At 62.3% G+C, this 12,062-nt stretch carries 12 protein-coding genes; 2 read left to right on the top strand and 10 right to left on the bottom strand.

Translation table 11 applies throughout. From position 1 onward, the window contains the following. Nucleotides 1-86 precede the first annotated feature (86 nt). Nucleotides 87-902 carry a GTP cyclohydrolase FolE2 gene (gene folE2, locus R3E77_05655; GenBank protein MEZ5498903.1) on the top strand — a complete coding sequence of 272 codons (816 nt, stop codon included), beginning with the start codon at nt 87-89 and terminating at the stop codon, nt 900-902. Between the two features lie 40 nt (nt 903-942). Here the strand turns inward: folE2 and R3E77_05650 are convergent, their stop codons facing one another. The 10 genes from R3E77_05650 to R3E77_05605 all read right to left on the bottom strand — a co-directional run bounded on the left by R3E77_05650 (nt 943) and on the right by R3E77_05605 (nt 10,160). Then, entirely contained in the window at nt 943-2,259 is a 1,317-nt protein-coding gene (locus tag R3E77_05650) for a serine/threonine-protein kinase (GenBank protein ID MEZ5498902.1), read from the bottom strand. Nucleotides 2,260-2,431: 172 nt separating this feature from the next. Continuing rightward, nucleotides 2,432-3,391: a thiamine-phosphate kinase gene (thiL, locus tag R3E77_05645; protein ID MEZ5498901.1), complete on the bottom strand. Its 960-nt coding sequence runs from the start codon at nt 3,389-3,391 to the stop codon at nt 2,432-2,434. A 9-nt stretch (nt 3,392-3,400) separates the two neighbouring features. Continuing rightward, nucleotides 3,401-3,847, bottom strand: a complete 447-nt coding sequence (nusB, locus tag R3E77_05640) for a transcription antitermination factor NusB (GenBank protein MEZ5498900.1) — start codon at nt 3,845-3,847, stop codon at nt 3,401-3,403. Beyond that, nucleotides 3,848-4,297 carry a 6,7-dimethyl-8-ribityllumazine synthase gene (gene ribH / locus R3E77_05635; GenBank protein MEZ5498899.1) on the bottom strand — a complete coding sequence of 150 codons (450 nt, stop codon included), beginning with the start codon at nt 4,295-4,297 and terminating at the stop codon, nt 3,848-3,850. It lies immediately after the preceding gene. Between the two features lie 232 nt (nt 4,298-4,529). Beyond that, on the bottom strand, nt 4,530-5,657 hold the full coding sequence (ribBA, locus tag R3E77_05630; GenBank protein MEZ5498898.1) for a bifunctional 3,4-dihydroxy-2-butanone-4-phosphate synthase/GTP cyclohydrolase II: 1,128 nt from the start codon (nt 5,655-5,657) through the stop codon (nt 4,530-4,532). After that, a complete protein-coding gene (locus tag R3E77_05625) occupies nt 5,657-6,262 on the bottom strand; it encodes a riboflavin synthase (GenBank protein MEZ5498897.1) in 606 nt (201 codons plus the stop codon). Before R3E77_05625 ends, ribBA begins: the two co-directional genes overlap by 1 nt. Further along, complete coding sequence (gene ribD, locus R3E77_05620; protein ID MEZ5498896.1) at nt 6,262-7,371, bottom strand: bifunctional diaminohydroxyphosphoribosylaminopyrimidine deaminase/5-amino-6-(5-phosphoribosylamino)uracil reductase RibD; 1,110 nt, start codon at nt 7,369-7,371, stop codon at nt 6,262-6,264. Before ribD ends, R3E77_05625 begins: the two co-directional genes overlap by 1 nt. Next, nucleotides 7,368-7,892, bottom strand: coding sequence for a transcriptional regulator NrdR (nrdR, locus tag R3E77_05615; GenBank protein MEZ5498895.1), 525 nt, complete (start codon nt 7,890-7,892; stop codon nt 7,368-7,370). The genes ribD and nrdR overlap by 4 nt, the downstream gene beginning before the upstream one ends. A 21-nt stretch (nt 7,893-7,913) precedes the next feature. Beyond that, nucleotides 7,914-9,170, bottom strand: a complete 1,257-nt coding sequence (glyA, locus tag R3E77_05610; GenBank protein ID MEZ5498894.1) for a serine hydroxymethyltransferase — start codon at nt 9,168-9,170, stop codon at nt 7,914-7,916. Between the two features lie 27 nt (nt 9,171-9,197). Beyond that, complete coding sequence (locus tag R3E77_05605; protein MEZ5498893.1) at nt 9,198-10,160, bottom strand: acetoin utilization protein AcuC; 963 nt, start codon at nt 10,158-10,160, stop codon at nt 9,198-9,200. A gap of 123 nt (nt 10,161-10,283) precedes the next feature. On the opposite strand from R3E77_05605, the gene ettA reads away from it, so the two are divergent. Further along, on the top strand, nt 10,284-11,957 hold the full coding sequence (ettA, locus tag R3E77_05600) for an energy-dependent translational throttle protein EttA (protein MEZ5498892.1): 1,674 nt from the start codon (nt 10,284-10,286) through the stop codon (nt 11,955-11,957). The last annotated feature ends 105 nt before the right edge of the window (nt 11,958-12,062 follow it).

The raw sequence follows: 12,062 nt of genomic DNA, 5'->3' as shown, positions 1-12,062 counted from the left end.
GCCGGCAGGCCCTAAAGTGAATGCGCGCGACTCCTGACTGCGGGGGGCAAGTGTCGAGGCGCGGAAAATCTACCCGAGGAAATACCGTGGACAGCATTGTCAAATCTGCACCCCGTGTCGAGCCCGTAGAGGACGTACAGAACCGCGCCGACACGCGCCGCATCCCCATCAACAAGGTCGGCATCAAGGACATCAATCATCCGGTACGAGTCAAGGACCGTTCCGCCGGCGAGCAGCATACGGTCGCCAACTTCAACATGTACGTGAATCTGCCGCACAACTTCAAAGGCACGCACATGTCGAGGTTCGTCGAAATACTGCATCACGAACGCGAAATCTCCGTCGACTCCTTCCCGGACATGCTGCGCGAAATGACCGAGCGCCTTGAAGCGGACTCGGGCCACATCGAAATGTCGTTTCCGTTCTTCATGATGAAAAAGGCGCCCATTTCCGAGGTCGAGAGCTTGATGGACTACCGCGCGACGCTTACCGGCGAGATTCATTCGGGCGTTACGAGTACGCGGGTGCGCGTCGTGGTGCCCGCGACGAGCCTGTGTCCATGCTCCAAGCGCATTTCCGAATATGGCGCCCACAATCAACGCTCGCACATCACCATTGCGGTGGAGCTGCGCGAACACATGTGGATCGAGGAGATCATCGAACTCGCCGAACGCGAGGCATCTTGCGAGCTGTTTGGCATCCTCAAGCGCCCGGACGAGAAATACGTTACCGAGCGGGCCTATGACAACCCGAAGTTCGTCGAGGATATCGTGCGAGACGTGGCAGTGCAGCTGAACAACGAGCCGCGCGTCGTTGCCTATGTCGTCGAATCAGAGAATTTCGAGTCGATCCACAACCATTCGGCATATGCATTGATCGAGCGCGACAAGCGCGGCGACTAGCCCGGCTCGGGCCGCGCACGTGGAGGTCATGAGATAGGTCCTAGCTTGCCGGCGTGCCTGCATTCTGCAGGCGCGCGATCAAGGTGCGCAGGAACACCCGGTTGAAGCGCAGCTGGCAGGACGTCGAAACCTGTTCGAGCAAGGTCGAGCTGACCTTCAGCACCGTGACAGGACCGTCGGCACGAATGGTGGCGGTTCGTTTCGCGCCCGGAACATAGCTGGTTTCGCCAAAGCAGTCGCCGGTCTCGGCGTGCCCTACGCGCCGGCCTTCCCGCTCGACGCTGCACTGTCCGGCCACCAGCACGTAGAAGCGATCGTCCATTTCGCCCTCCTTGACTATTTCATCGCCATCGGCGTAGTCCTGCCACTGGCTGGCGCGCAGCAACTCCCAGATCTCCGCGTGGGAGAATTCGTGAAAGAAGCGGAGCTTGCGCAGCAGCGCGAAATGCTCCTGCCTGTCGATCTGGGCATAGGCTTCGCGCAACTTCTGGTGAACGCGGGTGAGGTCTGCCGCGAAATCAAGGCCCGTCGGATAACGGTCGTCCGGGCTCTTGTGCATGGCACGGACCACGACCTGCTCGAGTTCCTCGGGCACATCCGCGCGCGCCTTGTGCAGCGGCGCCGGTGTCGCATAGACAATCTGATGCAGGAGTTTCGCAAGATTCGCCGCGCGAAATGGTCGTGTGCCCGTGAGCAATTCGTACATCACGGCGCCAAGCGAATAAAGATCCGAGCGATTCGTCAGCTCGAGGCTCTGCACTTGCTCCGGCGACATGTACGACGGGCTGCCGGCAATTCCTTCGATGCGTGATATGTCCGAGTCGGCCACCAGCGCGATACCGAAGTCGATGATGCGCACTTCGGAATCCTGCGTGAGCATGATGTTCGACGGCTTGACGTCACGGTGAATGACGCCGCGCGAATGAGCGTAGTGAAGCGCGCGCGCACACTTGTAGATGATCTCGACGACATCGTCGATGCGCAGCAGATTATCCGGCCGGCAATAGGCCGCCAGCGTACGCGCACCGTGCACATGCTCGGTGACCACATAACACTTGCCATTCTCCTCGCCAGCATCGTAGATGGGCATGATGTGCGGGTGCTGGAGCTTGCCCACCATATGCGCCTCGGAGAGGAACATCTTGCGCGCAATGCGAGCGCGATCGGCATTACCGCTGGCGTCGAGGTTGTACACCTTGATAGCAACGTCGCGGCCGTAATACGGGTCGTGCGACAGGTAAACGATTCCGGTGCTGCCGCGCCCGACCTCGTTGATGATGTCGTACTTGCCGATACGCTCCAGGCGTTCGCCGGAGCCGCTGTTGGCAGTGGATTGCTTTTTCGGTTCCGCGATCATTGGGTGCCGGCCAGTCTTGCACCGGCCCACGGCCGGATCGAACGCTAAGGTTCTCCCCGAAAGAATACGGGTGGGACTGCAACGACGGTGTGAAGCAGCTCGCGGAAAAAGCCCCGCCCCGGTTTGCGGTTTTTCGTATGTAAAACGCGGCGGCCACGGATTGCGTGGCATGTCAGCTGGTGAAATGATCAAAGCCCGAATGCGAGAACTCGATCACAGCACCGGCGGACCTGACAACAACGCCTTCGCCCGTGACGAATTGGCCTATGCGTGTTACCTGACAGGGCTTTGCCAGGCGCTCGAAGGCCCGCGACAGCTGCGGCGGAACTGCAAAGCATAATTCGTAGTCATCACCCCCGGTCATTGCCAGACGCTGGGCGGACTCGCGCCCATGTGCATCGAGCAATGCACCCGACAAGGGCAGGTCCATCAGTTCCAGCTCGGCGCCACAACCACTCGATGCCGCCATGCGTGACAGGTCTGCGAACAGTCCATCCGACACATCGATACAGGCACTGGCAAAATCACGCAATTGCAATCCAAGCTCGACCCGCGGTTCCGGAAAATCGAAACGCCGGCGCAGATAATCGCCCGTCACCAGGCTCGCAGCAGCGCTTTCGGCGATGGCGAGTCCCGCGGCCGCATCACCCAGCGTGCCACTGACATACAGGAGATCGCCCGGCCGTGCGCCGCTACGGGTCAGTTGCCGGCCGGTGGGCACGAAGCCGCTCGCCTGCACCGTGATGGCCAGTGGTCCACGGACCGTGTCACCGCCGACCAAAGCCACGCCAAAACGCAATGCCAGCGCATCGAGTGCAGCGGCGAAATCATCGAGCCACGAAGTGTCGGCGCGCTCCATAGTGAGCGACAACAGCATCCAGGCAGGTTGCGCGGCCATGGCCGCCAGATCGCTCAGGTTGACCGCGAGAGCGCGATGGGCGATCGATGCAGCCGCTGTTTGTCTTGGAAAGTGCCGACCGGCGACTATGGTGTCGAGTACCGCGACGACGTCGTGGCCATCGGGCGGGCGCAACACCGCGCCGTCATCGCCGACACCGACGATGACGTCCGCCCTTATCGCCCCAAGTGAGCGAAAATACCTGTCGATCAGGGCAAATTCAGAGTTGCTCACGATGAGGCATCAATGCTCATTCGGTCGCAGTTGGCGCGCCGCGCGATCGAGAACCGCATTGACATAACGATGTCCGTCGACTGCGCCAAAGCGACGCGCAAGCGACACCGCCTGATCGACGACGACTCGAAACGGCACATCGGGCCGCTCGCAGAGCTCATACATCGCGATCAACAGCACTGCGTGCTCAATCGGATCAAGGAGCGCCGGCTTGCGATCAAGATAATCCGCCAGCTTCTGATCGAGCTCTGCGTTCATCTGCACCGCGTTGCGGACCAGTTCGCCGAAGTACTCTGCATCGGCCTTGCGCATTTCCTCCGCCGCGCTGAATTCGCTGATCAGGTCCTGCCAGGGCACGACATTCAACTGCCATTGATATAGTGCCTGCATGGCAAGCTTGCGCGCCACGCTGAGCGCACCTCGTTGTGCACGTTGCAGTTGCAATTGAGATGTCATTCAGGTCTTTCTCAGGACCTGCATCATCTCGATGGCCGCGGCCATCGCTTCGCCGCCTTTGTTGCCCTCACCCGGCTGCGCACGCGCGGCGGCCTGCTCGAAGGTATCGACAGTCAACACACCAAAGATGACGGGCACCCCACTATCGAGGCTAACCCGCATGAGACCTGCCGCACATTGACCGGCAACATATTCGAAGTGCGCAGTGTCGCCTCGGATGACGCAGCCGAGTGCCACGATGGCGTCCGGCGCATAGCGCCTTGCGATGGCGCTGGCGGCGACCGGTAGTTCGAATGCACCGGGAACACGGCTGACCAGCAAGCCGTCCGCGCGGCCTCCAAGTCGTTGCCAAGTCTGGGTTGCGCCCTGCAGCAAACGTTCGACGATCTCGTCGTTGAAGCGCGCAGCGACAACGTGCACTTTCGCCCCGCTGGCATCGAGGCCGGGCAGGTTGTGGTAGGTCTTGTTCACCTGGAACGTATCTCAATTAATCCCACGTGAGCCGCCCGCAACCAAGCGGTTGCCCCAGGGCGTCGCTCGTCGCTCATTTTGAATGACCAACTTCACTTCTCGCTCCTTCCGGGGCATTCGCGAGGCCGCTTTGCGGCCACGTGAGGTCATGCAGCCGGGCTCCAGCAATTATAGCGTTTACCGACGGGCGCCCTGCAGGTCGCGGTGATCGTCAGGTTTCGTCGTTGTAACCCACGATTTCCAGGTCGAAGGCGGCTATACCCAGCATTTGCTTGGGCGCGGACAGCACGCGCATGCGGCGCACGCCGAGATCCTTGAGTATCTGGGCACCAATGCCATAGGTACGCAGCACCGGGTTGTCATCGAGCGCTACAGCATGCTCGGTCACGTTGACCTCGCCGCTGTCGCTCGCAAGTCCCTGCAACGAGGCAATGAGATCGCGCGGCGACTCGAGGCCGCGCAACAGGACGATGACCCCGGCGTCCTCCTCGGCAATGCGTTCAAGGGCTGCGCGCAGGGTCCAGGCGCGGTCATGGACTTTGACTCCGACCACGTCGCGCAAGGTATCGATGAGATGCACGCGAACAAGCGGCGTCGTCTTGTCGGTGATACGACCATGTACCAGGGCGAGGTGCACCTCGCGGTGAACATGATCCTGGTACACATACAGGTGGAACGCTCCGTTTTCGGTTTCTATCGGCCGGTCGGCGACTCGCTCCACCGAGCGCTCGTTGCGAAGGCGATAGCGGATCAGGTCCGCTATCGTACCGATCCGCAGCTTGTGTTCCCTGGCAAAAGCCACGAGATCATTGCGTCGCGCCATGGTGCCGTCTTCGTTCATGATTTCGACGATGACGGCAGCAGGTTCCAGGCCCGCGAGACGCGTCAGGTCGCAGCCCGCTTCGGTGTGACCCGCGCGGGTGAGTACACCGCCTGGTTGCGCCATGATCGGAAAAACGTGACCCGGCTGGCGCAGGTCCTCTGGACGCGCTTCGGCCGCAACGGCCACACGCACCGTATGGGCGCGATCGTATGCGGAAATGCCCGTGGTAACGCCTTCCGCCGCTTCGATTGAAATCGTGAAATTGGTGCGCCGATCGCGATCGGTTTCCTGCACCATGAGCGGCAACCGCAGTCGGCGGCAACGTTCCCGCGTCAATGTCAGGCAAATGAGGCCGCGCCCGTAGCGCGCCATGAAATTGATATCTTCGGGACGCACGAGGCTCGCCGCCATGACGAGATCGCCCTCGTTCTCGCGCTGCTCGTCATCGACGATGACGACCATGCGACCTTTGCGGATGTCCTCGAGAATATCCGGGATGGAATCGAATTCACTCATCACGCATCACTTTCGTTGGCACCAAGTAGACGCTCGACATACCGGGCGATCTGATCGACCTCGATGTTGACCTCATCGCCAACTTCAAGGTCACCCAATGTCGTCATCGACAGCGTGTGCGGGATGATACACAGCGAAACGCATTCGCCGGACAGCGAATTGACCGTGAGACTGACGCCGTCGATGCAAATGGAGCCTTTCTGGCAAACGTAGCGCCGCAATGTATCCGGTACCGCGATTTCGAGGCGCAACGACCGGCCATCGGCCTCGATAGACGCCAGCCGGCCGGTGCCATCGACATGACCGCTGACCAGATGGCCACCCAGTGCCTCGCCGGCACGCAGCGCCGGCTCGAGGTTTACGCGTCGTCCCGCGCGCCATCGGGCTGCCGTCGTGCAGGCAAGCGTCTCGGCCGACACATCGGCGGCAAAATGCGCTGCGCCCAGTCGAGTGACAGTAAGACATACGCCATTGACGCTGATGCTGTCGCCCAACTGAGCCGCCGACAGGTCAAGGGTACCAACCGAAAAATCGAGCGTGGCATCGGCGCCACGTTGCTCGAGCTTCGTCACCTCGCCGATCGATCTGATAATACCGGTGAACATCAACCATGCTCCGCCTGGCGTAATCGCAGCCGCAGGTCGGGACCGACCTGGACGTGGTCGATCAGTGCGTAGTGCGGCGCCTCGCCCAGCGCAGCGAGCGGCGGCATTGTCGCCAACGGCCGCGCGTCTGAACCGAGCAGGGTTGGCGCAATATACAGCAACAGCTCGTCCACGAGCCCGGCACCGACCAGCGTGCCGGCGAGACGGCTGCCCGCTTCGACCAACAACTCGTTGGTTTCGAGTTCCGCCAGGCGTGACAGGACGGCGGCAAGGTTCACCCGCCCATCTGCCGCGGGAATCACCACTTCGACCGTTGCCCCGCGGTCCTGTAACGGTCGGCTGAGGGCCGAATCACTGGTCACGGTGAAGATGTGCACGGCGCCGGCTTGCGAAAACACAGCGGCACTCGGCGGCGTCGACAAGTGGCTGTCGAGGATCACGCGCAGCGGTTGTCGGCCCACCTTGCCCGGACTGCGTACGTTGAGACGCGGATCATCTGCCAGCACGGTGCCCACGCCGGTCATCACGGCACCGCTGCGCGCACGCCACAACTGAACGTCGGCGCGCGCCTCCTCGCTGGTGATCCAGTGACTCGCGCCATTGGCGAGCGCAGTGCGCCCATCGAGACTCGCGCCAATCTTCAGACGCACCCAGGGCCGGCCCGCGCGCATGCGGCGGAGGAATCCGACGTTGAGCTCGCTTGCCGCCTCCGCCAACAGTCCACACGCTACCTCGATACCGGCGCGCATCAAAAGCTGCGCGCCACCACCGACCACTTTCGGGTTCGGATCTGCGATGGCGTAGATGACACGCCCCACCCGCGAGCCGATGATCGCCTCCGTGCAAGGCGGTGTTCGGCCATGGTGTGCGCAAGGCTCGAGCGTCACGTAGAGCGTGGCTCCCGCAGCACGGGTACCTGCCGCCGCCAGCGCGATCGCTTCGGCGTGCGGCTGCCCCGCGGCTTCATGCCAGCCTTCGGCGATGACGGCGCCATCGCGCGCGATCACGCAACCAACACGCGGATTGGGATCCGTCGTGCCGATGCCGCGCGCCGCGAGCTCAAGTGCGCGCTGCATGCACTGCCGATCGAAGTCGGAGAAGGAACTCATGGCTTGCGCCGGCCCGGTCGCTTGCCATTGGGCAGCAGTGGCAGCTGCCGCTCATCGCTCGCCGGCGCGACTCGTTTCTTCAGTCGCTCGACTTCGTCGCGAAATGCATCGGCGTCCTGGAAGCGCCGGTAGACCGAGGCAAAACGCACGTAGGCTACTTCGTCGAGTTGACGAAGTTCATCCATGACCATCTCCCCCACCAGGCGCGACTCGACCTCCCGCTCGCCGAGGACGCGGAGCTTACGACCGATGCGATTGACGGACTCTTCGAACGCTTCCTCGCCAACCGGGCGTTTCTGCAACGCGCGGTGCAGGCCATCGCGCAACTTGCGCTCGTCGAATGGCTCTCGGCTCTTATCGCTCTTGACGATGACAGGCATGACGAGCACGGCCGCCTCAAAGGTCGTGTAGCGCTCGCCGCAGGAAAGGCATTCGCGACGACGTCGAACCTGGCTGCCGTCCGCCGCCAGCCGCGAGTCAATGACCTTGGTTTCCTCGTGACTGCAAAAGGGGCAGTGCATTGACGACAGGCAGCTGCGACATCAGTCGGTATATACCGGGAACTTGCGACACAGCGCCGTGACTTCTGCACGCACGCGCTCCACCGCGGACGTCGCGCCGCCTGAATCGAGCACGGCTGCCATCCAGTCTGCGACTTGCACGCATTCGGCCGTGTCGAAGCCCCGGGTCGTGGCCGCCGGCGAACCAATCCGCAGGCCGCTCGATATGGCAGGCGGTCGCGGATCATTGGGTACGGCATTCTTGTTGACTGTGATGTGCGCCAGGCCGAGCGCGGCATCCGCCTCCTTGCCGGTGATCTCACGTCCGACCAGGCTCAGCAGGAACAGGTGGTTGTCGGTGCCACCGGATATGATTTCGAAGCCGCGCTCCTGCAAACGCTGCGCCATCGCCCGCGCATTGGCGAGCACACGCTGCTGGTAGCGCTTGAAGTCGGGTTGCAGTGCCTCGAGCAGCGCGACCGCCTTGGCGGCGATGACGTGCATCAGTGGACCGCCCTGGGTTCCCGGAAAAATCAACGAGTTGAATTTCCTGGTCAGCGTTTCGTTGGCGCGCGCGAGTATCAATCCGCCACGCGGGCCCCGCAGCGTCTTGTGGGTCGTGGTGGTGACGACATCGGCATGGGGCACCGGATTCGGGTATAGCCCGGCCGCGACCAGACCCGCGACGTGCGCCATGTCGACCATCAGGTAGGCGCCGACCTCGTCGGCAATCGCCCGGAACCGCGACCAGTCGATGGTGCGTGAATATGCCGAGAAGCCGGCAACGATCAGCTTCGGCCGCGACTCCCGCGCGAGTCGCGCAACTTCGTCGTAATCAATGAGGCCATCGTCGGGCCGGATACCGTATTGAACGGCGTGAAACAGTTTGCCGGAGAAGTTCACTTTCGCGCCGTGCGTAAGATGGCCGCCATGATCCAGGCTCATGCCGAGTATCGTGTCTCCCGGAGCCACGAGCGCCAGATAGGCGGCTGCGTTCGCCTGCGAACCCGAATGCGGCTGCACATTGGCGTAATCGGCTCCGAACAGGCGGCAGGCGCGCTCGATGGCGAGCCGTTCGGCTACATCGACGAACTCGCAGCCACCGTAGTAACGCTTGCCGGGATAGCCTTCCGCGTACTTGTTGGTGAGCACCGAGCCCTGCGCCTCGAGCACCCGGGGACTTACGTAGTTTTCCGACGCGATCAACTCGATGTGATCTTCCTGGCGTTGCTGTTCCGCGGCAATAGCAGCGGCGAGATCGGGATCGAATCCCGAAATGGTCATGTCACGGGGAAACATGGCGCAATTCTACCGAAAGGACGGCTTTTAGCTATCGAGGAGTGCCCCTACGACCTCATTCCATGCCACAGCTATGTTGCGCCGGCTGTAGCCTCCGCCGCCGGTCGCCAATAACCGGCCACGGGCAAATTCGTCGGCAAGCACCGCGAGATCGCGTGCTGCGCGGGCATGAGAGGCGGCGGAAAGGGCCAGATGGGTGATCGGATCGCCCGACAGGCTGTCGGCACCGCACTGCAGGATGATGAATTCCGGGGAGAATTTGCGCAGATGATCCAGCACCCGCGGCCACAGGAGCGCGAATTGTGCATCGTCTGCCCCCGGGGGCAGCGGCAGGTTGAGTTTGGTGCCCGCAGCCGCGCCCTGGCCGCACTCCTCGGCATGGCCGGTTCCGGGAAACAAATAGCGCCCATCTTCGTGCAGGTCAGCGAATATCAATTCAGGATCGTTTTCGAACGCGTAGTACACGCCGTCGCCATGATGGGCGTCGATGTCGACATACGCGACACGACGCACGCCATAGCGCCTGCGCAACTGCTCGATCGCGACGCCACAGTCGTTGAATACGCAGAATCCGGAGGCATGGCCGCGCGCTGCATGATGGAGACCTGCAATCGGCACGAATGCGCGCCGGCATTTGCCGGACATCAGGCCCTCGAGCGCGGTCAGCGTCGCCCCGACTGCGGTGGCCGCGATTTCGTAGATGCCGCGAATTGCCGGCGTGTCGCCACCGTCAAGATAGCCACTCCCGGAGCGCGACTGCTCCCGCACGCGTTGCAGGTACGCGGAATCGTGAAAGCTTGCCAGTTCTTCGTCGCTGGCCATGCGCGGCGGTTCGAGCATGCTGCGCCGCGCATGGCCGCGGGCATTGAATTCCGCCATGAATACATCATGGCGGTCGGTGCCGAAGGGATGCCCGTCGCCGAAGCCATAGCGGGCGAGCTCGGCGCCCGCGACCACCATCAGGCCGGCGGGTTGATCGGCTGGCTGCAAATGACACCGCCTCCGGATTGCCGCATGCGCCGACAAGCCTAGCACAGCGCCGGGCCGAGGTATGGGCATCGATTTGAGCGTGGCGGTGCCGCATAATGCGCGGCCCTCATAATGCGCGGCACTATGGCACAGTACATATACACGATGAACCGGGTATCCAAAGTGGTACCCCCGAAGCGCACGATCCTGCGCGATATCAGCCTGTCCTTCTTCCCGGGCGCCAAGATCGGCGTGCTCGGACTCAACGGCGCGGGAAAATCGACGTTGTTGCGCATCATGGCGGGCATCGATTCCCAGATCGATGGCGAAGCGCGGCCTCAGAGCGGCATACGCATCGGCTACCTGCCACAGGAACCGGAACTCGACCCGGCCTTGAGCGTTCGTGAAGTCGTGGTCGAGGGGATCGGCGAGCAGTTCCGGCAGCTGGAACGCTTCAACGCCATCAGTGACCGGTTTGCCGAGCCCATGGATGATGACGAAATGAACAAGCTGCTGGCCGAACAGGCGCAGCTTCAGGACGCCATCGACGCGAGCGGCGGCTGGGAACTCGAGCGAAAACTCGAGATCGCGGCCGACGCCCTGCGCCTGCCGCCGTGGGAAGCGCGCATCGGGACGCTTTCGGGTGGCGAGAAACGCCGCATCGCGCTATGCCGGCTGTTGTTGTCGGCGCCCGATATGCTGCTGCTCGATGAACCGACCAACCATCTTGACGCCGAGTCGGTTGCCTGGCTCGAGCGCTATCTCGAGGAATACCCGAGTACCGTCATCGCAGTCACGCACGATCGCTATTTCCTCGACAACGTGGCGCAGTGGATCCTCGAACTCGATCGCGGCCACGGTATACCCTGGCAAGGCAATTACAGCTCCTGGCTCGAACAGAAGGAAAAGCGGCTCGCGCTCGAGGAGCGGGAACGCGAGGGATTGCGCAAAATGCTGGAGCGCGAACTCGAATGGGTGCGTCAGAATCCAAAGGCCCGCAGGGCCAAGAGCAAGGCGCGCCTCGCCCGCTACGAGGAGCTGTCCTCTCGCGAATTCCAGGAACGCAACGAAACCAACGAGATCTACATCCCTCCAGGTGACCGACTCGGTGAGCTAGTCATCGAGGCTCGCGGACTTCGCAAGGGCTTCGGCGATCGCCTGTTGATCGACAATCTCAATTTCAATTTGCCGGCTGGCGGCATTGTGGGGATCATAGGTCCTAACGGCGCCGGCAAGACCACGCTATTCAAGATGCTGACCGGCGCCGAGCCGGCGGATGGCGGCGAAATCCGCGTTGGCCCGACGGTCAAGCTTGCCTATGTCGACCAGTCCCGCCAGACGCTGGACGACAGCAAGACGGTGTGGGAGGAAATCTCCGGCGGACTCGATATGCTGAAGGTCGGCAACTACGAAACCTCATCGCGCGGTTACGTCGGTCGATTCAACTTCAAGGGTACGCAGCAGCAACAGCGAATCGGCGATTTGTCCGGCGGTGAGCGCAACCGCGTCCACCTTGCAAAGGTACTGCGCAGCGGCGGCAATGTCCTGTTGCTCGATGAGCCAACGAACGACCTCGACGTCGAGACACTTCGGGCTTTGGAGGAGGCGCTGCTCGCGTTTCCAGGGTGTGCGGTTGTGATCTCGCACGACCGCTGGTTCCTCGATCGCATCGCCACACATATTCTCGCCTTCGAGGGCGATTCGCAGGTCGCCTGGTTCGAAGGCAACTTCCAGGAATACATGGAGGACTACCAGCGACGCTGTGGCGATGCCGCTGCCCAACCTCACCGTATCCGCTACAAGCCGCTGAGCCGCTGACGGCGGATTATGTGAAGCGCCCGATGTGGTGCTGGCGAGCAGCCGGCGCCACTTTGGGGTAGGCTCCTCCCAACGGCGCCAGGGGCCCGTGCAAGCAGAACAAGA

The sequence above is a fragment of the Steroidobacteraceae bacterium genome (assembly GCA_041395505.1).
In the GTDB taxonomy this organism is placed as follows: domain Bacteria; phylum Pseudomonadota; class Gammaproteobacteria; order Steroidobacterales; family Steroidobacteraceae; genus JAWLAG01.
The sequence above is the reverse complement of the archived record's forward strand: the minus strand, read 5'-3'. Positions and strand labels throughout refer to the sequence as shown.

Coding starts and splice junctions, on each gene's coding strand:
- nrdR (MEZ5498895.1), bottom strand. CDS start 7,892: ATGCACTGCCCCTTTTGCAGTCACGAGGAAACCAAGGTCATTGACTCG.
- ettA (MEZ5498892.1), top strand. CDS start 10,284: ATGGCACAGTACATATACACGATGAACCGGGTATCCAAAGTGGTACCC.
- ribD (MEZ5498896.1), bottom strand. CDS start 7,371: ATGAGTTCCTTCTCCGACTTCGATCGGCAGTGCATGCAGCGCGCACTT.
- ribBA (MEZ5498898.1), bottom strand. CDS start 5,657: ATGAGTGAATTCGATTCCATCCCGGATATTCTCGAGGACATCCGCAAA.
- nusB (MEZ5498900.1), bottom strand. CDS start 3,847: ATGACATCTCAATTGCAACTGCAACGTGCACAACGAGGTGCGCTCAGC.
- R3E77_05650 (MEZ5498902.1), bottom strand. CDS start 2,259: ATGATCGCGGAACCGAAAAAGCAATCCACTGCCAACAGCGGCTCCGGC.
- R3E77_05625 (MEZ5498897.1), bottom strand. CDS start 6,262: ATGTTCACCGGTATTATCAGATCGATCGGCGAGGTGACGAAGCTCGAG.
- glyA (MEZ5498894.1), bottom strand. CDS start 9,170: ATGTTTCCCCGTGACATGACCATTTCGGGATTCGATCCCGATCTCGCC.